This is a genomic window from Halomonas sp. QHL1 (assembly GCF_001882345.1).
Classification (GTDB): Bacteria; Pseudomonadota; Gammaproteobacteria; order Pseudomonadales; family Halomonadaceae; genus Vreelandella.
Map to the genome: position 1 here is coordinate 1407829 of NZ_MINL01000001.1, position 21460 is coordinate 1429288.

A 21460-nucleotide genomic window follows, 5' to 3' on the forward strand; every position below is an offset into this window, starting at 1 on the left:
GCATTACGTCGATGTTGGGGGCAACTGATTCGCCGACTGCACTTTAACCGCCTCACCCTGGTCAGGGTGTAACCACACATCCATCTGCTCAAACGCCACGCGTACTCCCGCTTCGCGAAACAACGCATCTACCCGGCAGTTAATTTCATCGGCGGCAAACAGTCGGTCGAGCAGGTCGTTGACGAAAATACGCAGCTCAAAATTGAGGCTGTGCTGCCCATAGCTTAAACAGAAAACCTGGGGTTCTGGGTCGGTTAACACTCGGGGGTTTTCATCCGCCACCTTACGCAACAGCTGATGCACCTTAGCCATATCGGAACCGTGGGCTACGCCATAGGTGAGCACGACACGGGTGATATTATCCGACAACGACCAGTTGATCAGTTGGTCGGTTACAAAGGTTTTATTGGGGATAATGATCTCTTTGCGGTCAAAGTCGGTGACGGTGGTCGCGCGGATGCGGATACGGCTGACGGTTCCGTGCAAATTGCCAATCGTGATGGTGTCGCCGATACGAATCGGACGCTCAAACAGGATGATCAAACCGGATATAAAGTTGGCAAAAATTTCCTGTAAGCCAAACCCCAACCCCACACTCAGGGCGGCTACCAGCCACTGCAGTTTGTCCCAGGAGACGCCAAGGGTTGACAGCCCCATGACAATCCCCGTGCCCACAATAGTGTAGGAGAGCAATGAGCTAATGGCATAGGCACTACCCTGCTTCAATGACAGCCGGGATAGCACCATTACTTCCAGCAGACCGGGTAAGTTGCCCGCCATGATAAAGGTGATAGCTACAATCAACAGGGCAGCAAAGATGTCGGATATCGATAGCGCGTTATCGACCAGGTCCCCTTCTTGCGCCTCCCACAGTGACACGTTGTCCAAATAGCCGAGCACCGAAAGCAAGTCCGCCCAGACCAAATAAAGCAGTGCACTAAAGCCAATCAACACAATCAGCTTGGAAAGCCGCAGCGATTGGCTATTGATCTGTGCCATATCAAGCGGGGGTTCTTCGACTACTTCGAGACCACCTTCCGCACCCTCTTGCACTTGAGCGCGTCGACGGGCCAGTGCGCGGCGATAGGCGAGCCGCCGTGCGGCCACCGCGAGACTTCTCACCAAAGTAGCTTCCACCACGACCCATAGCCCCAGCAAGTAAAGGGTAATAGCGAACCGTCCCACTAAGCGTAGCGCGGTGTATTCATAGCCCCAGACCACCAAGCCCAGCAGCATAAGCGGCACCGACGCCATAGCGAGTCCTAGCATTAAGCGAAACAGATGCACACCAAAAATGGGGATATGCGCCAGTATCAACTGCGCCAGCCACCAGCTCATAGCCATCAAGCCGAACGACAACAGACCCAAAGCCACAGGACGCAGTGCCAGCGGCGTTTCCATCTCTCCAGACATCGCTGCAATGGCAATGACTGGCACCAAGGCGATGCCTAACCCACCCAGCAGTTGGCGTAACCGGGCGGTGTACTGGGGCGACCAGGTAAAGTGGCGCTCGGCCACGCCATCGGCGACCAGCAGCCTACGTCCCCAAGCGACCACGGCCCAACTCAAGGCCAATTGCAGCAGCGCTGGTGCAACGCTATTAGCCAATGGCCCAGCCGCCCCTAGCAGCCCGATGCCAATGCCTGCTAATGCCAGCGGACCGGAGAGTGCTAGCAGCGCATTCAGCAGCACCGCTTTGGGGGTATGCAGTTGGGTATCGCTTTTCAACCGACCAATCTGCGAGTGCAGCTTGGCCAAAAGGGCCTTAATTTGGCGCCGCACCCCCATTAAAACCAGGCTTAACACCACCAGAGGTGCCCCTCTGAGCACCTCCCAAGAGAGCCCTTGCCAGCGGGTGGGTAAAATGGCCCGCCACTCCCCTTCCTGCCACTCCAGCTGTAGGTTGCGAGGTAGTTGGCGCAGCCAATTAATATCCAAAGGGCGGCTATTAGCGACCCAAAACAGCTGCTCATCGATAGTTTTACGCAGCTCCCTGGTCGTTGCGACTAGCTGCTGCTGGTTGAGCTGTAGTTCAATAGCCGCACTTAATAAGCTGCCGTAAGACTGTTCCAGTTGCTCGACCAGTTCACGGCGCGATTGATAAAGCTGCGAGAGTGAATTGACCAACCCCGGCGTCGCCTCTATGCCCGCCTGATCTAAACGCGTAATGGCGTACTGCTCACTTTGGCGTAGCTGATCGCGCTGACGAACCAAATCGAACTGTTTTAAGCGCAGGTCGGCAATTTCGTCCTGTAAATCTCGTGGTGCCGACAACGGAGGCAGTGACTTGCGCTGTTCACGCAGAATACGCGACAGCAGCTGGCTGCCGCGGATAGCCTCAATTTGCTCATTAAGGCTGCGCTGAAGCTGACGCACGTTCTCTAGCTGCCGCTGGGCTTCAATATTGTCGCGCACTATACTGTTTGCGCGATCTGTCGCCCGCAGCAGCTCTAAACTTAGTGTTTGATTGTTTTGCTGCGCTTGCACCACCACCGGATGCCCAGCGGCGATTAACGGGTTATCCCTGGCAGCATCGGCAATGGCTTGCTCAGAAGCCAACCTTCGCTGCCGATCAATCACGCCTTGCAACATCGTTAGCTGCTGCTGTTGATAATCGATCTGGACCATCAGCACGTCACGACGCTCCTGGGCTAATTCGCGCAGGCGGCTATTAGCACTTAGCTCGCGCTGATAAAAGCTTACTTCACGTTCGGCAAGTGCACGCTCAAGGCGTAATTGGATAAGCCGTGCATCGCTCAGTGCAGAAAGTTGGCGATCCGCTAGCAAAGCCTCGCGCTCATCGTGCTGTCGGCGTAAACTTTCCGCGCGTTGGAGAGTTTCCGCGATGGACTGCTGGGCACGTTCAGGAAGTGTTTGGGCGGCCAGTAGTTGCGAGTTCACTTCCGCCAGTTGGCTTTGCAACTGTTGCAGCTCAACCACGGCGTTAGTTTGCAGCGTTTCCAGCTCGTCGAGGGGGCGATCGCTCAAATCGGCGACGGTTAACTGCTGCGAGGCTACTTCAGCTTCACTTAACTCACGCTGGAGGCGTGCTAACACCTCTGGGGCCTGTTCAACACGGGTATCTAATGCAGCAAGACGCTCATCCACGGAGGTCAGCCGTTCATAAGCGTCAAGGGCCGCCTCGAGGGCCTCTTTATCGCTTGTCTGCTGAGCGGTCAAGGGTTCCTCAAGGGCTTCTAACTGTGCAAGCCGTGATGCCAGTTCAGCCTGATCAGGCACCCGTTCAAGCATACTGGCTTGAAGCGCAGCCTGGGCTGGATTAATAGCGGTACTGCTAATAAAGAGCAGCAGGAACAAACAGGATATACTCCACTTACAGGCGCATCTCACCACGTTACTTATGCCTCGTTGACATCAAAAGCTCCGCAGACACGGATAGTAGGGTTATTGTCAGACGTTCTGATAGCCAGTGCAATCAGAGGTGTTGACTTCCGCAGGCGGCGTGATAGAAACAAGCTTGGCATTTGCCTATTCCTTTATTTTGCGAGTCACCTTGATGGTCACCCGAAAACTGCCGTTGACGAAACTTATTGTTCTGCTGAGCCTTGCTACGTTTAGCGCGAATGCCGTCGCCGAGTCTCAACAAGAGATTGAGGAGCGTATCCGCGCCCTCAATGCCGAGCTGTATGATCTGCGTCAACAGTTGCAGCAGATAGATAACCCCGAAGACGCCGCATTAGGCTTACCGTTTGAACAGCTGCCTGAAGAAGCAGCAAGGGAAGATTTAAGCGAGCGCCGCGAGCTTGAGCAGGAATCAAGCCGGAACCCGTTTTCAATCACCACCCACCGCACCAACTACCTGTTTCCGGTTAGCTATAACACCAACCAGAACCGTGAAAGCTTTCGCAATATCTCTGACGATGGCGAAATAGATGGCGTGGAGTTGAAATTCCAGTTCAGCGCCAAGGTTAATCTGGCTGAGCAGGTATTGGGTAACTACGGCGACGTCTACTTTGGTTACACCCAGCGCAGTTGGTGGCAGGCTTATAACACCGACGCCTCATCCCCCTTTAGGGAAACCAACTACGAGCCGGAAATATTTATCGACTTTGACAATGCCTGGGGGGCACTTGGTTGGGTGAATACCCGTAACCGCGTATCCCTCAATCACCAGTCTAACGGTCGCTCTGATCCTCTCTCGCGTAGCTGGAATCGGGTTTATCTTGAAAGCACCTTTCAACGCGGCGACTGGGCGTTCACGCTGGCGCCGCATTGGCGCATACCAGAATCCTCAGATGATGACGACAACCCGGATATCGAACGCTACATGGGATACGGTGATATCCGTCTCGCCAAACGCCTCAACGACAACCGTGAAGTGAGTGGTCAATTACGCGGCAACCCCAGCGCAGGTAATATTGGCACCCAGATTGATTACAGCTGGCCTGCTTTCAACAGCTTGCGTGCGCATGTACAGTACTACTATGGGTATGGTGAAAGCATGATCGATTATGATCATCGCGTACACCGCTTAAGCCTTGGGTTTAGTTTAAATCCCTTATTTAGTGCGACAGGGCTGAACCGATAGGCGCAATTGCTTGTCTGTTAATAAATGGCTGCTATGCTCATAGTAGCTAAATCATTCATTCGTCAAAGGAAGACTCCATGGCTAAACGTCAACCCACTTACTCTACTCAAGCCGATCAACTCAAAGATGATCTGCGCCACTTGAGTGAAACCGTTGAAGAGCTGGTCAATGCGACCGCTAAAGACGCCAGCGGAGAAATGAACGATCTACGTACTCGTGCCGAACGCCGTCTGAAAGACACTCGTGCGCGTCTTGAAGCTCGCGGAGAACGTATCTATGACGAAACTCGTGACTCGCTGACCCACCAAGCCGATGCATGTGATCGCTACGTCCACGAAAACCCCTGGACGAGCATTGGTATTGGTGCCGCAGCAGGTATGGTTGTGGGTATGCTGCTCGGTCGTCGCTAATGGCTTTGGGTCCAACCCAACGCGTCTTCTCTGCCGCCAAACGCTTACTGAAATCGCTGATTGCTAATAGCGAAACCCGCCTGCGTTTGGCGGTGTTTGAGTTAGAAGAGGAACGTGCTCGCTTACTGGTTCTACTTCTTCTTGCAGGAGCAAGCTTACTGCTGCTCTTGCTGGGTATTGCCACGTTGACAGCATTAGTAGTGGTTCTATTCTGGGATACCTATCGGTTAACCGCCATTGCCATCAGTGCTGGTGTTTTGATCGGTGCCAGTTTGTTACTTGCGGTTATTGCGATTCGCCAGTCCAAGCAGCACTCTCTTTTAAAAGAAACACTCAAACAGCTTGCCGCAGATCGAGCACTGCTTGAGGAGCCAAGTGATGAAACCATCCGCAGACACCGCTAAACCGCCAACGAAACCACTCAGCCGCGCTGAGCGCAAAGCGCTGCTGCTGGCCGAACTGGAGCAGCAGCGCGTGGATATTTTGGTCGATAGTGAATTTTTACAGCAAGCTGCTTCACCACTGGATAGAAACTGGCAAAGCTTCAAGCTACCGCTTTACGCCGTCGGTGGCTTTGCCGCATTCAAGCTAATGCGCCACCCAGGCGGCGCCATGGCGGCAGGCAGAAAAGCGCTTGCGGGCTATATGCTGTTCAAAAAGCTTAAATTATTAGCCAAAGTGGCCACTTAATTTTATTAATCTACCTTACTTGCTGAGAGGCAAGGCTATCGAAATTCAAAATAGCTACTGATGCTCGATAGTGTGGTGCCAGGGCAGGTTAAAGCGAGGGTCTTTTGTCATGGATGACAAAAGTAGCGCCCAGGGATGAGGTCACCGCGCCCTCGCGGCAATCTGCGCTCGGCGCCAATGCACAGGCTAAGCTAGCAGGACTGCCCGCAGGCTACGCCACTCGCCCACGCCCACTGAAAGTTATACCCGCCCAGCTCCCCTGTTACATCCAATACTTCACCGATAAAGCGCAGTTGCGGAAGAGCTTTAACCTCAAAGGTTTTGGACGATAGCGCGTCGGTATTGACCCCACCCATGGTCACCTCAGCGGTTCGCCACCCTTCTGTTCCCGCTGGCTTCAGTTGCCAGACGTTGATTCTTTGCGCCCACTCATCCAACGCTGCGTTGGGATACTGGGCCAGTGGTCGAGCCGGGTCATGGTCGGGATACCACTCCAGCAGCGCTTGCGCTAAACGCTTTGGGAAGCGTTCGCCAAGCCAAGTTGAGAGCTGACGCTTAGGGGTTTCTTGTCGCGCCTCACGCAGCGATTCTGCCACATTTTCATTGGGCAGCAGATCAACCGTAATACTCTCACCGGGCTGCCAGACGCTGGATATCTGCAGCATCGCCGGCCCAGACAAGCCGCGGTGGGTAAACAGCATAGGATCAACAAAGCGGCGGCTGCCAGCGCTAACGGCCACCGGAACGCTCACCCCTGAAAGCTCTGCTGCGCGCGCTTTCCAGGTATCGCTTAAGGTAAAAGGTACCAGCCCAGGGCGAGTATCAAACACCTCCAGACCAAATTGACGGGCTATGTCGTAGCCAAACCCTGTCGCGCCCATGCTCGGAATGGAAAGTCCGCCGCTCGCCACTACCACCACTCCCGCATCGATTTTACCTATCGAGGTCGTTATACGCATGGCACTGCCCTGCTGCTCCACGCGGGTAATCTGGCTGCTAAGCCTGATTTCAGCCCCCGCCCACTCACACTCGGTCAGTAGCGTACGGACAATCTCTTTGGCCGAGGTGGCACAGAATAGCTGACCCGGCGTTTTCTCAACATGTTCAACGCCATGGCGCTCAACCAGCTCCACAAAGTGCTCAGGACGATAACGTTTGAGCGCCGAAATACAAAAATAAGGATTTGATGAGTAAAAGTGCTGTGGCGTAGTGCCAAGGTTGGTAAAGTTGCAACGACCGCCCCCGGACATGAGAATCTTCTTGCCCGCTTTGTTAGCATGATCAAGCACTAAGACCCGCTTTCCGGTATAGCCTGCTTGCGCTGCGCACATCAAGCCTGCAGCGCCAGCGCCGATGATGACAACGTCATAGATCATAATGGACAGCTCATATTGAGGGCGATTCCCGCCGTAAAAGGCAGGCATTCTAACAGGGTCGCACTTAAAAATTATTATATGGCCGAATTACCCTATACAATAATTGTATAAATATTATCTAACGCTGAGAACACTATGCTTTTGCCTTTTCATCGACGACGGCTGTTGCGACTCGCGCTCGTGCCTCTCACTCTACTGCTTTCCAGTGTGACGTTCGCCCAAACGGCGCCGTCAGTCATCGGCACACGGGCTATCGTGACGACCTGGTCTGATCCACTAGAAGCCTTGGGAACCCTTCGTGCCGATGAGAGCGTCACGCTATCGGCTACCGTCACGGACATCGTTGCCGAGATCAATTTCCGTGACGGCCAGCAGGTCGAAGAGGGGCAGTTGCTTATTCGCTTAGAGGATGCCGAAGAGCAGGCGCAGTTGAGAGCGTCCCAGGCACTACGCGAAGAGCGACGCAATGCGTCAAATCGTGCTTCCCAACTACAAGAACGCAACCTAGCGGCCCGGGCCGATGTAGAAGATAGCCAATCACGACTGCGTCAGGCAGATGCCGACATACAAGCCATTGAAGCGGAGTTGGCTAATTACCAGATAAAAGCGCCCTTCAGCGGCCGTGTCGGCTTTCGCAATATCAGTGTTGGCGCCCTGGTCACCCCAGGCATGGATCTGGTGACGCTCGATAAATTGGATGTTATGCAGCTCGATTTCAGCGTCCCCGAAGTATTTCTCGGCCGCCTCTCGCCAGGCTTGATGCTCAACGCCACGACTGCCGCCTACCCTGACGCCCTCTTTAGCGGTGAAATTGCCACCATCGGCACCCGAGTGGATCCAGTCACGCGCAGCGTAAGCGTCCGCGCTGATCTCGAGAATACCGATGGCCGCCTGCGACCTGGCATGCTGATGGAAGTGATCGTTCAACAGCGCGTACGCGATACTGTTGTCATTCCTGAGGCTGCCATAGAGCCTAGCGGTGACCGCCACTTCGTGATGCTAATTGATCAGAGTGAAGGCAGCACACGCTTGGCACGGCGCGAAGTGGCGATCGGCGAGCGGCGCAACGGCGAGGTGGAAATTCTTGAGGGGCTCGAAGCCAACGATTTAATTGTCGTTCATGGCCTACAGTTGGCCCGGGATGGGCAAGAGGCGAGGTTAATCGGGATCGCCGATGACGAGACCGGTATACGAGCGCTGCTGGAGGCCGACCGCTAATGCGCTTATCGGATATCTCTGTACAGCGACCGGTACTGGCGATGGTGATCGCGGCGCTGATTGTTGCCTTTGGCCTGCTAGCGCTTAATCGTTTGCCGCTGCAAGAGTACCCCACCATCGACCCGCCAGTGGTCACCATCGATACCCGCTATCCAGGCGCCTCGGCCAGCGTTGTCGAAACACGTATTACCCAAGTATTAGAGGACCGCATTGCGGGTGTTGAAGGCATCGAGTTAATTACCTCGCAAAGCGAAGATGGCCGCTCTCAGATCGAGATCGAGTTTGGCATCGATATGGATATCAATGCCGCCGCCAATGATATCCGCGACCGCATCTCCGGCGCGCTGCGCAACCTCCCCGACGACGCTGACAATCCAGAGGTTACCAAAGCCGATAGCAGCGAAGAGATAGTGGTGTGGCTAAGCCTTTCCGGTGAAGACTACTCCATCACCGAACTGACCGACTACGCTAACCGCTTTCTGGTCGACAGCCTTTCCGTTCAGCCGGGGGTGGCACGGGTACGTGTCGGCGGTGGCAGTGACTACGCCATGCGCGTGTGGCTGGATCGCAATGCCTTGGCCGCACGCGGACTCACCGTTAGCGATATCGAAGATGCGCTACGGGCAGAGAACGTAGAGCTACCGGCAGGCTCTCTTGAATCCGAAGATCGCCAGTTTATTGTCCGCCTCCCCCGCAGTTTTGCCAGCGCCGAAGATTTTCAGCGCCTCGCCCTCAGCTCTCCTCAAAACCAGGAGGAAAACGGCTATCTGGTGCGCCTTGCTGACGTAGCAAGAGTAGAAGTCGGCGCGGTGGAGGATCGCTCGGTATTTCGCTCTAACGGCATCCCCATGGTCGGCCTGGGCATGATCATGCAGTCGACGGCCAACGTGATAGAGCTCTCCGAAGCCGTTCAGGTCGAACTTGAACGCCTGCAGGGCACCCTGCCCGAAGGCATGTCGCTAAGTCTGAACTACGACGCATCGCTGTTCGTCTCAGGGGCGATTAAGCAGGTCGTTATGACGCTGTTTATCGCCATGGGGTTGGTGGTGGTGGTGATCTTTATGTTTTTGGGCAATTTGCGCACCACTCTGGTGCCCGCGGTAACCGTTCCGATAGCCGTTATTGGGGCTTTTACCGCTCTGGCCGCGATGAATTTCTCCATCAACCTGCTAACGCTGCTGGCGCTGGTGCTGGCGATCGGCCTGATTGTCGATGATGCCATCGTCGTGCTTGAAAATATAAACCGGCGTATGCACGACTACGGCGAGACACCGCTAGTCGCCGCCTTTCGCGGTACCCGGCAAATCGCTTTTGCAGTTATCGCCACCACCCTGGTGTTGGTGGCGGTTTTTCTGCCACTCAGTATGTTGCAAGGCGATATTGGCCGACTATTTTCCGAGTTCGCGCTGACCATGGCCGCGGCAGTTGTGGTCTCGACCCTGTTGGCACTGACGCTTACGCCGATGATGGCGTCTAAAATTCTTAAGCCGGGTATGCACGACAGTCAGATTGGCAAAGCCGTGCAGTGGCTGCTCAGCGGCACACAACGCCGTTATAAAGCGTCATTAGAGTGGATGCTCAAAATGCGCTGGCTGGTGGTCGCGGCGTTTGTATTGCTGATTGGTGCCACCGCTTGGCTGGCTACGGTACTGCCCAACGAATACACGCCCCAAGAGGATCGTGGCAACTTTATCGTATTGGTGAATGGCCCCGAAGGCGCCACCTTCGACTACATGATGGACTATATGGATGAGATCGAAGCGAGGATGACGCCACTGGTGGAGAGCGGTGAGCTGGAGCGCGTCGTCGTTCGCGCCCCTCGTGGCTACGGCAACATCGAGAACTTTAATAGCGGCTTTATTATCGTCAATATGGCTGAGTGGGGCAGTCGACGCAGTGCCTGGGAGATCATGGCCGAAGTACGCGAAAAGCTGCGTACGCTGCCGGGGGTACAAGCTTTCCCGGTAATGCGTCAAGGGTTTGGGCAGCGTACCCAGAAGCCGGTGCAGTTTGTGCTGGGCGGCGGGACTTACGAAGAGCTTGCCCGTTGGCGCGATACTCTGATCGATCATGTGCGTGAAAACAACCCGCGCTTGATGGCACTGGAGAGCAACTACAACGAAACCCAGCCGCAGCTAAGAGTCGACATTGACTACGAGCGTGCCGCCTCAATGGGCGTTACGGTTACCGAGATAGGCAGAACGCTTGAAGTGCTGTTAGGTGGCCGTAACGTCACTCGCTACGTGGATGACGGTGAAGAGTACGACGTGATTTTGGAAGGTGACCGCGGCAGTCAAAACAGCCCGAGGGCATTGGATAACATTCAGGTGCGATCTGCTCGCACAGGTGAGCTGATCCCCCTGGCCAGCCTGGTCACCCTCTCCGACTTTGCTGGCGCCAGCACCCTGAACCGATTTGACCGTATTCGGGCGATTACCATTGAAGCCAACTTGGCGGATGGCTACCCCCTCGGCGAAGCCTTGGCCTATTTAGAGCAGAGCGCCGCGGAGCTACTGCCGGAAGAGGCGCAAACCAATGTGGCAGGCGCCTCCCGGGACTTCCAGCAGGCCAGCGGCGCCACCGCGTTCCTGCTGATCCTGGGCGCGCTAGTGGTCTTTTTGGTGCTAGCAGCGCAGTTCGAGAGCCTGATCCACCCCTTTGTGATTATGCTCACGGTGCCGCTCGCGATGAGCGGCGCACTACTCGCCCTGCTGCTCAGCGGTCAATCGCTGAATATCTACAGCCAAGTTGGCTTGGTGCTGTTGATTGGGCTGGCGGCGAAAAACGGCATTCTAATTGTCGAGTTTGCCAACCAGCTGCGTGATGAGGGGAAAGCGTTTCGTGTGGCGTTGATTGAAGCCTCTGTGACGCGCTTAAGACCCATCTTAATGACCGCCGTGACCACTATGGCCGGTGCCATTCCGCTGATTATTTCCACCGGCCCTGGCGCAGAATCGCGCCTGGTCATCGGCACAGTAATTATGGCGGGGGTCGGCTCGGCCACGCTGTTTACGCTGTTTGTCGTGCCCGTCGCTTACGATCTACTCGCTCGCCACACTGGTTCACCAGGTGCAGTTAAGCGGCAGTTGGAGGAGGAAATTGCTAACGCGCCATCTGACTGATGTCATGGCGACTGAAACGTGGCAATTTTTTGGGGGGGGGTCATTGCGAACGCAATGAAGCAATCTGGTTTTTAGAGGCCACCGCACGCTTGAGATTGCCGCGTCGCTGCGCTCCTCGCAATGACATAGGGGGAGTGTCATTGCGAAGTTTCGTCTTTTCACTCCTTGCAATGACACTCTCAATAAAAAGGGTGCCTGTTGGCACCCTTTGAAAAGAGAGCTAGCGATTACTCACACTCGCCCAGGTACTCGCCTTCAATCACGGTATTCATGCTCAGCTCACCCATAGGTGACTGGGTTAGAATATCGACACTGCCTTCGATACGCTCGCCCATAAAACGCATTTCGCCATCGATAGTGGCTTCGCCACCCTCAGCACGGCACACCATGCTGTAGCTTAGACCGTCCTCAGTCAGCTCCTGGTCGAGCAGCTCGCAGCCTTCTTCTTCCTCGATGAAGCCGAATTCAGCGCCCTCAAGCTCTTCCTGACTAATACACTGGCGCTCGGTTTCCGTTTGATCCGGAATTTCCATTTCGCCGGTGACGCTGGTTGTGCTCACAAACTCCCACTCACCAGGGGTGACATTGGGGGTTTCAGCCAACGCGACCATCGGAAAGGCCACTAGGGCCGCTACTGCCATGTTACGTAACATCATCGCTACTCTCGCTGCGTTTGCTTTAGGAATCTGTGAATATCCTACCTGATTCAATCCCACGATGCTTTATCTGACGGCCAGACTGCTACACTCAACGTTTAATGAATCACGCTAAGTGAAACAAATGCCTAATTCAGCGCACCCGCTATACAAGGTAGCCAACAATGCAAGACGACGCCCTGGTCAATTATGACTTTCACTGCCCCTACTGCGATTCACCGCTGACCTTCCTGATTGATACTTCCCAGGGCAGCCATGACACCTGGGAAGATTGTCATCAGTGCTGCGCGCCCATTCAGCTACAAGTCATCGTCTCGCCAATGACCGGAGAACTCGACAGCGTCGTCGCCGGGCGCGACGACGACGTTCTCTAGTTTGATCTAACCTTCTCGTAGAGCGGCCTTTCGTCTAGTCTCATTACGTCGCATAAAAAACCACGCCAATAGTGTCGCCAGCGATACCGTTAGGATGATCAATGTAGCAAGCGCATTGATCTTCGGCGACACCCCCATGCGCACCGACGAAAACACCACCATCGGCAGCGTATTGGCCCCTGGGCCTGAAACAAAGCTGGCGATCACCAGGTCATCCAGTGAGAGTGTAAACGCCAGCAGCCAACCTGCTGCCAACGCGGGGGTAATGATGGGCAGCGTGATAGAGAAGAAGGTTTTCACAGGAGGCGAGCCCAAATCCATGGCTGCCTCTTCGATAGAGAGATCCACTTCCCGCAGGCGCGCAGCCACCACGACCGCCACATAGGCGCTGCAAAAGGTGGTGTGAGCAATCCAAATGGTTGCCATACCCCGGTCGGCTGGCCAGCCGGTAATCTGCGCCATCTGCACAAATAGCAGCAGCAGCGAAAGACCGGTGATGACTTCGGGCATTACCAGCGGTGCCGTGACCATACTCGACAACGCCGTTTTGCCGCGGAAGTGGCCATAGCGCGTCATTACAAAGGCTGCCACGGTGCCCAGGCAAACCGCCATGCTGGCAGCGAAAAACGCGATGCGCAGGCTCGTCCATACCGCCGACAAAATCTGCTGATCACGAAACAGCTCGCCGTACCACTGGGTGGAAAAACCCGCCCACACTGTGACCAACTTTGAAGCGTTAAACGAATACACCACCAGCACAAACATCGGCAGGTAAAGAAACAGTAGGCCAAGCACCAGCATGACCGTAGAGAAGTTAGGCCGTCGCATTCTGATCATTCAAGCGTCACTCTTGAAATTCGCGGGACTGGTAACGGTGGAACCAGACAATCGGCACCAGTAACAGCAGTAGCATTACCATGGCCAGTGCCGACGCCACGGGCCAGTCGCGGTTGAGGAAGAACTCCTCCCACAGCACTTTACCGATCATTAGCGTATCAGGGCCGCCCAGCAGTTCAGGAATCACAAACTCCCCTACTGCCGGAATAAATACCAGCATCGAGCCGGCCACGATGCCGCCTGTAGAGAGCGGCAAGGTGACTTTGATAAAGGTATTGAGTCTGCGCGAGCCAAGATCAGCAGCGGCCTCTAATAGCGAGTTATCCATACGCGTTAAGTGGGCATACAGCGGCAGTACCATGAACGGCAAGTAGGCGTAAACAATGCCGATGATGACCGCAAACTGGGTATTCATCATGCGCAGCGGTGAATCAATCAGGCCAATCCCTATCAATAGGTTATTGATTAACCCACTGTTACTGAGAATCCCCATCCAGGCGTAGACACGAATCAAAAACGACGTCCATGATGGCAGCATGACCAGCAGCAGTAACAGCAGCTGCCAGCGGGCCGGGGCACGGGCCATGGCATACGCCATCGGGTAACCCAGCAGCAAACAGGCCAGCGTGGCAATAAACGCCGTTTTCACAGAGCCCCAGTAGGCGGCGATATACAGCGAGTCCGAAAGCAGGAATAGATAATTACCTAAATTAAGAAATACATGCAGCGTCTGGTCGGCGTACTCAAGCAGCGGACCATAGGGCGGAATCGCAATCGCCGCCTCGGAGAGGCTGATTTTGAGCACCAGCGCAAAGGGCAGTAAAAAAAACAGCGTCAGCCACACGAGCGGAAACGCAATCACTGCCCGACGCCCTAACTGCAAGCGTTTGAGCAGTGCTGAAGAACGAGATAACTTCATTAAAGGCAGTCTCCTCGCAGTAAGGAATGCGTCACTATCGCAATTCAAAACGTTAGCAGTTCAAGACGCTAACGGTTCAAAACAATCGTACTGTGATCTTCCCAGTAGACATACACGCTGTCTTCCCAGGTAGGTCGATCACCGCGACGCTCGGTATTGGCCATACTGACTTTAATGATCTGGCCCGACTGGGTGCGCACGTAATAAAGCGAGAAGCCGCCTAGGTAGGCGATATCATCCACCTTGCCTTCTGCCCAGTTATATTCTGTAGTGGGTTTCTCGCGGGTTAGCCAGATTTTTTCAGGTCGAAGTGCGACCCAAACCCGACGATTCGACGCCTGAGTGGTGATACCGTGGTCAATATAGATGGGGCGCTCAAGCGCGGGAGCGGCGATGCGGCAGTGGTCGGCAGCGTCTTCGATAATCTCGCCTTCAAACAGATTCACCGTGCCGACGAATTCCGCCACCATGCGGCTCACCGGGCTTTCATAAATATCGATCGGCGAGCCTATTTGCTCGATCCAGCCATCGGCCATGATCGCCACACGGTCGGCCATGGTCATCGCCTCTTCCTGGTCGTGAGTGACCATAATGCAGGTCACACCCACCTGCTCGATGATCTCCACCACCTCTAGCTGCATTTCGGTGCGCAGCTTTTTATCCAGCGCACCCATAGGCTCGTCTAACAGCAACAGCTTGGGCCGCTTGGCCAGCGAACGTGCCAGCGCTACACGCTGGCGCTGGCCGCCAGAGAGCTGATGCGGTTTGCGCTTGGCAAAGCGCTGCATATGCACCAGTTTCAACATTTGCGCGACGCGAGCGTCGATATCCGCTTTGGGGAGCTTGTCCTGCTTTAAGCCAAAGGCAATATTCTGCGCCACTGTCATATGCGGAAATAGCGCATAGGACTGGAACATCATATTGATAGGCCGCTTGTGCGGTGGCATGGCAGTGATATTCTCACCGTCTAATAAAATCCGGCCTTCGGAGGGCGTCTCAAAGCCCGCCAACATCCGCAGCAGGGTTGATTTACCCGACCCAGAGCCACCTAATAGCGCGAAAATTTCCCCGCGCTTAACCTGCAAATTGACATCATCCACCGCCAGCGCATCATCAAACCGCTTGCTTAAGCGTTTCACTTCCAGCACCACATCTTCAGCAAACCGCGGGGTTTTACCCTGGGGTCGCGACGAAGAAGGAGACGTTGGCGAAGCAGATGAAGGCTCGTTCGACAGGGGCGTAGTGACCATTCGCCACTCCCATCAAAAGGCCCGGAAACCCGGGCATTAAAAAAGACGAACAGCGAGCCAGAGAGAGTTAACCCCAGGCTCGCCGTCGGATAAATGTCGGTTTAACGACCAGACTTTACGCGGTTCCAAATGCGCGTACGGGCGCGTTGCACATCTTGAGGCTTTTCAATCGCTACGTACAGGTTTTGCATGACCTCGGTTTCCGGGTAAATAGCCGGGTCATTGATGATCTCATCAGAGAGATATTCATTGGCCGCCGCGTTGGGGTTGGCATACCGCACGTACTCGGTAATTTCAGCGGCGATTTCCGGGTCAAGAATAAAGTTGATAAAGGCGTGAGCGTTTTCAGTGTTCGGGGCATCGGCGGGTACCGCCATCATGTCGAACCAGAGGGCAGCGCCCTCTTTGGGAATGCTGTAACCGATACTGAAATCACGACCAGCCTCTTCAGCACGCTCGGCGGCCTGGAAAATATCGCCGGAATAGCCAGCGGCCACGCAGATATCGCCGTTCGCCAGATCAGAGACATAGCGCGAAGAGTGGAAATAGGTCATGTCGTCGCGAACGTCGGCAATCAGTTCACCGCCAGCTTCCAAGTCATCAATATTTTCGCTAAGCGGGTCTAAACCTAAGTACGCCATGGCGGGCGAGAGCATCTCATCACCTGAATCCAGCATCGACAAGCCACAGCCTGCCTCGCTCAATGCAGCGGTTATTTCAGGATCAAACAGCAGCGCCCAGCTATCTACTGGTGCGTCATCGCCCAAAATTTCTTTTACCCGGTCGACGTTATAGCCAACACCGTTGGTGCCCCACATATAGGGAACCGAGTATTCACTACCCGCATCAATAGCTTCCAAGTTGGCCATCAGCTCGGGGTTGAGATTGTCTAAATTAGGTAGTAGCTCATGGTTAAGCGGCTGGTAAACACCGGCGCTTAATTGACGCGTAAAATAGTGGGTAGAGGGCACCACTACATCGTAGCCGGAACGCCCGGCGAGCAGCGCAGCATCCAAAATTTCATTGCTGTCATAAACGTCATAAGTCACTTCAATGCCGGTACGCTCGGTAAATTTTTCCAGCGTTTCCGGAGCAATGTAGTCTGACCAGTTAAACACCCGCACCTCTTCGGCGTGGGCAGCGCTAGCCGCTGCGGCGAATGAGATAGCCGCAACGGCCGCGGAAAGTTTGTGAATGTTCCCCATTATCACTGCTCCTGTTGTCTTAGCTATTCACTCAATGATTCAGCCAGATAATTTGCCAAGTGTTTTTTACCAAGTTTGCCCCGCTGCTGTCGCCAACAGCTGTCAGCGGCTAACAATAGCGTAGGCCATAATGCTGACCGTGCGAATTTTGCGGTGCGGTGACGCCTACCGCAAGCCAATGTGAAAAATTCTTGTATTTTGCCCTACCGGCCCCATTAAGAAGCCGGTAAATCAGAAGCCTCTTATCGACCAATAGGCCAAGGCTATTGGTTAGATGGATTTTTTAAATTTTAGACATTAGTCGCTAGCCGTTAGTATTAGCCAACATTTATAAACCCTACACTCACGACACCAGGAGATTATCTGAATGTCCTTGATCAACACTGAAGTAAAGCCATTTAAAGCCACTGCTTACCTAAATGGCGAATTCGTCGATGTGACTGAAGCGGATCTTCAAGGCCAGTGGTCTATCTTCTTCTTCTACCCAGCTGATTTCACCTTTGTATGCCCGACCGAGCTTGGCGATCTGGCCGATAATTATGCTGAGTTCAAGAAGCTGGGCGTTGAAATCTACAGCGTTTCAACCGATACCCACTTTACTCACAAAGCATGGCACGACAGCTCTGAGACCATCGGTAAACTGCAATACCCGATGATTGCAGATCCGACGCTACGTATTTCACGCAACTTCGAAGTATTAATTGAAGAGGCCGGCCTTGCTGAGCGCGGCACCTTCGTTGTCGATCCTGATGGCAAAATCCAAATTGTTGAAATCAACGCTGGCAACATTGGCCGTAACGCAGAAGAGCTGCTGCGTAAAGTGAAGGCTGCTCAATACGTTCGTGCCAACCCGAACGAAGTGTGCCCGGCTAAATGGAAAGAAGGCGAAGAAACACTCGCTCCGTCTCTGGATCTTGTAGGCAAAATCTAAACCGCCTATATCTTTCACGCGCTTGCGCCTATTTACGTAGCGCAAGTCCGTGCAGATCCAACGCCCGGGTTTCGCCCGGGCGTTCTGTTTTAACACTTTTTAAAAATATTAATGATTAGCACCGTCACACACGTGTGTTCAATACGTCTGTTACCTGCGAGGAAGCTACTGTCATGCTGGACGCCAATTTAAAATCCCAGTTGAAAGCGTATCTGGAAAAAGTGACTCTGCCGTTCGAGATCGTTGCCTCCCTTGATGACGGTGCCAAGTCGCAAGAACTTCTCGGCCTGCTTGAAGATATCAGCAGCTTAAGCGATAAGATCACCCTGCACAGCGACGGACAAGATGCGCGCAAACCGTCGTTTGCGATCAACCGCCCCGGTGAAGAGACTGGCGTGGTATTTGCTGGCATACCCATGGGCCACGAGTTCACTTCGCTGGTGTTGGCACTGCTGCAAGTCGGCGGCCATCCGCCCAAAACGTCTGATGAGCTACTTGACCAAATCAGAGCCCTCGACGGCGAAATGCTTTTCGAGACTTACTACTCGCTCTCGTGCCAGAACTGCCCTGACGTGGTCCAAGCCCTTAACCTAATGGCTATTTTCAATCCGAACGTTCGCCATGTCGCTATCGACGGCGCGCTGTTTCAGGACGAAGTTGAGTCGCGGGAAGTCATGTCGGTGCCGAGCATCTATCTGAACGGTAAGCCGTTCGATCAAGGCCGCATGACCCTTGAGCAGATTCTGGCCAAAGTTGATACCGGTGCCGCCGATCGCGATGCCAAAAAGCTAAACGAAAAAGCCGCTTTCGATACGCTAGTCATTGGTGGTGGCCCGGCAGGCGCGGCGGCCGCCATTTACTCAGCGCGTAAAGGCATTAACACCGGCGTTGCCGCTGAGCGCTTCGGTGGCCAGGTGGCTGACACCATGGGAATTGAAAACTTTATCTCTGTTTCCCATACCGAAGGCCCCAAGCTGGTTAGCGCGCTCGAAGAGCACGTAAAAGATTACGAAGTCGATGTCATGAACCTGCAGCTTGCCACCTCCTTTAAAGCCGCCGAGGCGGAGGGTGGACTGCACGAAGTCGTCTTTGAGTCCGGCGCAAAGCTCAAGAGCAAAACCCTGGTTTTGGCGACCGGCGCTCGCTGGCGCGAAATGAATGTGCCCGGCGAACAGCAGTACCGCAACAAAGGCGTGGCTTACTGCCCCCACTGTGATGGCCCGCTCTTCAAAGGCAAACGAGTAGCAGTGATTGGTGGCGGTAACTCGGGTGTTGAAGCGGCGATTGACCTGGCGGGTATAGTCGGCCATGTCACGCTGGTGGAGTTTATGGGCGAAATGCGCGCCGACGCGGTGTTGCAGAAAAAGCTCAAGAGCCTGCCTAACATCGATATCATTCTCAACGCACAAACGACCGAAGTGACGGGTGATGGCAGCCGTGTCAATGGCTTGAACTATAAAGACCGCACCACCGATGAGAGCAAAACTATCGCGCTGGAAGGCATTTTTGTTCAGATTGGTCTGGTGCCTAACACCGAGTGGCTAAAAGGCTCACCGATTGAAATGACGCCCCGCGGTGAGATCATCGTGGATGCTCACGGTATGACCTCGGTACCCGGCGTGTTCGCCGCAGGGGATGTTACTACTGTGCCCTACAAGCAGATCATCATTGCCATGGGCGAAGGCGCCAAGGCATCACTGGGCGCCTTCGACTACTTAATTCGCAATTAATGACTGATTAGCTAAGGGCCTAGTAGTTTAGAAATTAGCAGTTAAAGAGTGAGTAGTTAACGACTTAGCAGAATCGATCCTTTTGACGTAAAAGACCGTGACGTCTAGCCCGCTGATTTCAGCGGGCTTTTTTTTGCATTTTTGGCATCTGCTATGCCATTGAACCCAGCTAAGTAATTACGTCTTAGCTGGAATTTCCCCTAGCACTTCAGGAATTGTCGTTTTCACATAGCGCCCTGGTGCAGGCTCAAGCACCTTGAGTTCACCCTCACCCGGTTGGCGTACGGGCACCATTTTTTCGCTATCGGCATAGCCATTTTCGGTCATCCACGCCTGCCAGTGCGGCCACCACGAGCCTTCATGAGCCGTAGCATTTTCCAGCCACTCTTCGTGGGTTTCCGGCAGTGCGTCGTTAGTCCAATAGCCATATTTGTTCTTATGGGGCGGGTTAACGATCCCGGCAATATGCCCCGAGCCGCCTAGCACAAAGGTAACCGGCCCCTTGGGTAGCAACGCCCCATAGTAAGTGCTGTTCCATTTGGCAATATGATCATCTTTGGTGGAGACGAAATAGCTGGGCGTCGACACCTTGCGCAGATCAATTTTCACGTCATCCAGCTCAATGCCACCGGGCTCAACCAAGCGGTTCTCTAAGTACATATGGCGTAAGTACCAAGCGTGGGTACTTGCGGTTAAATTGGTTCCGTCAGTATTCCAGTAAAGCAGATCAAAGGCAGCGGGGGTTTCACCCTTCAAGTAGTTATTAATATAAAACGACCAAAATAGATCATTCTCACGCAGCAGGTTGAAGGTGTAAGCCATTGAACGGCCATCAAGGTAGCCCTTCGCTTCTAGCGTTTGCTCAATCCCGGCAACCGCTCGCTCGTTAAGAAATACGCCGATATCGCCAGGATCGCGAAAATCCTGCAACGTGGCCATATAGGTCACCGACTTTACTTTGCGCCCACGGCGAGTGCTGGTGAGGTACGCCACCGTAGAAGCCGTTAACGTGCCGCCGACGCAATAACTAAGTAGATTAACCGACTTCTCGCCACAGGCCTGCTCGATGGCTTCCATCGCGCTAATCGGCCCCATCTGCATATAATCGGCCCAGGTGATATCGCGCTGCTCAGGGCCTGGGTTACGCCAGGAAATCAAGAACACCGTATGGCCCTGATCCACAAGCCACTTCACCATTGAGTTATCTTCGCGCAGATCAAGTATGTAGTACTTATTGATCCACGGCGGCACCATTAACAGCGGTGTTCTAAAGGTTTTTTCCGTCGTTGGCGTGTACTGGATTAACTGGATCAGTTCGTTTTCATACACCACCGAACCGGGGGTCACCGCAATGTTTTCGCCCACGCCAAAAGCGGCGCGATCGGTCATGCGGACATTAATACCTTCAGCAGAGTTACCTAAATCTTCGCGTAGGCGGGCTAAACCATCCACCAAGTTTTGACCACGGGTTTCAATGGTACGGCGCATGACCTCTGGGTTAGTGGTCATAAAGTTAGTCGGCGCCATCGCGTTGATCAACTGTCGCGCGTAAAACATCAAGTTACGCTTCTTGGTTTCGTCCAATCCACTTAAGCTTTCAATCAGCTCTTCCACCATCTGCGAGAACAGTAAGTACTGCTGCATAATGGCCATGTAGTGTGGGTCTTGAGTCCAAGCTTCGTCTTTGAAGCGGCGGTCACTTTTGTCTGGGGTGATCAGCGGCGTGACCTGCTCGCCTGCCATGCCTCGCACGGCATGCTGCCACAATAGCCACTGGTCTTGTAGCAAACGGTTCTGGGTTTCCCACAGCAGGGTAGGGTTTTGCATTAGCGACTGCGCACCCGCTTCAAAGCTTTCGCGCATATCACTGTAAATTGAGTCGGCGGCTTCACTGGGCGCGATACGGGAAAGCAGATCCTGCATCAATCCTTGGTACTGTTCACTAATCTCTTTAAGCTGATTATTCCAAGCTTCAATCTCCGCTGGAGATAACCCTTCAGGCAGTCCTTGAGAAAGACTTTGGGACAGCCCTTGAGAAAATCTTTCAGAAAGCCCTTGAGACAGGCTGTCAGAGAGCCCTTGCGATATTGCCTGGAACGGGTTGTGCCACGCTGACTGCATACTTATTCTCCCTACGCCTATCTTCAGGCGCACCGACCGCTTTGGCTATGACCAATTTTAAAAATATATAAG

Annotated in this window: 17 protein-coding genes; 9 read left to right on the forward strand and 8 right to left on the reverse strand. The window is 54.0% G+C overall.

Going from position 1 to position 21460, the window contains the following annotated elements:
- Positions 1–3 precede the first annotated feature (3 nt).
- Positions 4–3312 carry a mechanosensitive channel MscK gene (gene mscK / locus QHL1GM_RS06450; RefSeq protein ID WP_302847894.1) on the reverse strand — a complete coding sequence of 1103 codons (3309 nt, stop codon included), beginning with the start codon at positions 3310–3312 and terminating at the stop codon, positions 4–6.
- 205 nt (positions 3313–3517) lie between these two features.
- On the opposite strand from mscK, the gene QHL1GM_RS06455 reads away from it, so the two are divergent.
- The 4 genes from QHL1GM_RS06455 to QHL1GM_RS06470 all read left to right on the forward strand — a co-directional run bounded on the left by QHL1GM_RS06455 (position 3518) and on the right by QHL1GM_RS06470 (position 5649).
- A complete protein-coding gene (locus QHL1GM_RS06455) occupies positions 3518–4549 on the forward strand; it encodes a phospholipase A (RefSeq protein WP_071695932.1) in 1032 nt (343 codons plus the stop codon).
- A gap of 77 nt (positions 4550–4626) precedes the next feature.
- Entirely contained in the window at positions 4627–4959 is a 333-nt protein-coding gene (locus QHL1GM_RS06460) for a YqjD family protein (RefSeq protein ID WP_035563274.1), read from the forward strand.
- The gene (locus tag QHL1GM_RS06465) at positions 4959–5363 is read left to right on the forward strand and encodes a phage holin family protein (RefSeq protein ID WP_071693730.1); all 405 of its coding nucleotides are present in this window, start codon (positions 4959–4961) and stop codon (positions 5361–5363) included. The genes QHL1GM_RS06460 and QHL1GM_RS06465 overlap by 1 nt, the downstream gene beginning before the upstream one ends.
- Entirely contained in the window at positions 5338–5649 is a 312-nt protein-coding gene (locus tag QHL1GM_RS06470; RefSeq protein ID WP_071693731.1) for a YqjK family protein, read from the forward strand. Before QHL1GM_RS06465 ends, QHL1GM_RS06470 begins: the two co-directional genes overlap by 26 nt.
- 191 nt (positions 5650–5840) lie before the next feature.
- Here QHL1GM_RS06470 and QHL1GM_RS06475 read toward each other — a convergent pair whose 3' ends face one another.
- Positions 5841–7025, reverse strand: coding sequence for an NAD(P)/FAD-dependent oxidoreductase (locus tag QHL1GM_RS06475; protein ID WP_071693732.1), 1185 nt, complete (start codon positions 7023–7025; stop codon positions 5841–5843).
- A gap of 135 nt (positions 7026–7160) precedes the next feature.
- On the opposite strand from QHL1GM_RS06475, the gene QHL1GM_RS06480 reads away from it, so the two are divergent.
- Together QHL1GM_RS06480 and QHL1GM_RS06485 are read left to right on the forward strand one after the other, a co-directional pair.
- Entirely contained in the window at positions 7161–8243 is a 1083-nt protein-coding gene (locus QHL1GM_RS06480; RefSeq protein WP_071693733.1) for an efflux RND transporter periplasmic adaptor subunit, read from the forward strand.
- Positions 8243–11365, forward strand: a complete 3123-nt coding sequence (locus QHL1GM_RS06485) for an efflux RND transporter permease subunit (RefSeq protein WP_071693734.1) — start codon at positions 8243–8245, stop codon at positions 11363–11365. Before QHL1GM_RS06480 ends, QHL1GM_RS06485 begins: the two co-directional genes overlap by 1 nt.
- 227 nt (positions 11366–11592) lie before the next feature.
- Here QHL1GM_RS06485 and QHL1GM_RS06490 read toward each other — a convergent pair whose 3' ends face one another.
- Complete coding sequence (locus QHL1GM_RS06490; RefSeq protein WP_071693735.1) at positions 11593–12021, reverse strand: DUF3617 family protein; 429 nt, start codon at positions 12019–12021, stop codon at positions 11593–11595.
- Positions 12022–12185: 164 nt separating this feature from the next.
- Between QHL1GM_RS06490 and QHL1GM_RS06495 the strand changes: the two genes are divergently transcribed.
- Entirely contained in the window at positions 12186–12395 is a 210-nt protein-coding gene (locus QHL1GM_RS06495; RefSeq protein WP_071693736.1) for a CPXCG motif-containing cysteine-rich protein, read from the forward strand.
- A 6-nt stretch (positions 12396–12401) separates the two neighbouring features.
- Here the strand turns inward: QHL1GM_RS06495 and QHL1GM_RS06500 are convergent, their stop codons facing one another.
- The 4 genes from QHL1GM_RS06500 to QHL1GM_RS06515 all read right to left on the reverse strand — a co-directional run bounded on the left by QHL1GM_RS06500 (position 12402) and on the right by QHL1GM_RS06515 (position 16606).
- The gene (locus QHL1GM_RS06500; protein ID WP_071693737.1) at positions 12402–13232 is read right to left on the reverse strand and encodes an ABC transporter permease subunit; all 831 of its coding nucleotides are present in this window, start codon (positions 13230–13232) and stop codon (positions 12402–12404) included.
- Positions 13233–13239: 7 nt separating this feature from the next.
- A complete protein-coding gene (locus QHL1GM_RS06505) occupies positions 13240–14151 on the reverse strand; it encodes an ABC transporter permease subunit (protein WP_071693738.1) in 912 nt (303 codons plus the stop codon).
- A gap of 68 nt (positions 14152–14219) precedes the next feature.
- Positions 14220–15401, reverse strand: a complete 1182-nt coding sequence (gene potA / locus QHL1GM_RS06510) for an ABC transporter ATP-binding protein (protein WP_071693739.1) — start codon at positions 15399–15401, stop codon at positions 14220–14222.
- Positions 15402–15502: 101 nt separating this feature from the next.
- Complete coding sequence (locus QHL1GM_RS06515; RefSeq protein WP_071693740.1) at positions 15503–16606, reverse strand: polyamine ABC transporter substrate-binding protein; 1104 nt, start codon at positions 16604–16606, stop codon at positions 15503–15505.
- 367 nt (positions 16607–16973) lie between these two features.
- On the opposite strand from QHL1GM_RS06515, the gene ahpC reads away from it, so the two are divergent.
- Both ahpC and ahpF read left to right on the forward strand, forming a co-directional pair.
- A complete protein-coding gene (gene ahpC / locus QHL1GM_RS06520) occupies positions 16974–17537 on the forward strand; it encodes an alkyl hydroperoxide reductase subunit C (RefSeq protein ID WP_071693741.1) in 564 nt (187 codons plus the stop codon).
- Between the two features lie 173 nt (positions 17538–17710).
- The gene (ahpF, locus tag QHL1GM_RS06525; RefSeq protein ID WP_071693742.1) at positions 17711–19267 is read left to right on the forward strand and encodes an alkyl hydroperoxide reductase subunit F; all 1557 of its coding nucleotides are present in this window, start codon (positions 17711–17713) and stop codon (positions 19265–19267) included.
- A gap of 177 nt (positions 19268–19444) precedes the next feature.
- Here ahpF and phaC read toward each other — a convergent pair whose 3' ends face one another.
- The gene (gene phaC, locus QHL1GM_RS06530) at positions 19445–21388 is read right to left on the reverse strand and encodes a class I poly(R)-hydroxyalkanoic acid synthase (RefSeq protein WP_083570982.1); all 1944 of its coding nucleotides are present in this window, start codon (positions 21386–21388) and stop codon (positions 19445–19447) included.
- Positions 21389–21460 lie beyond the last annotated feature (72 nt).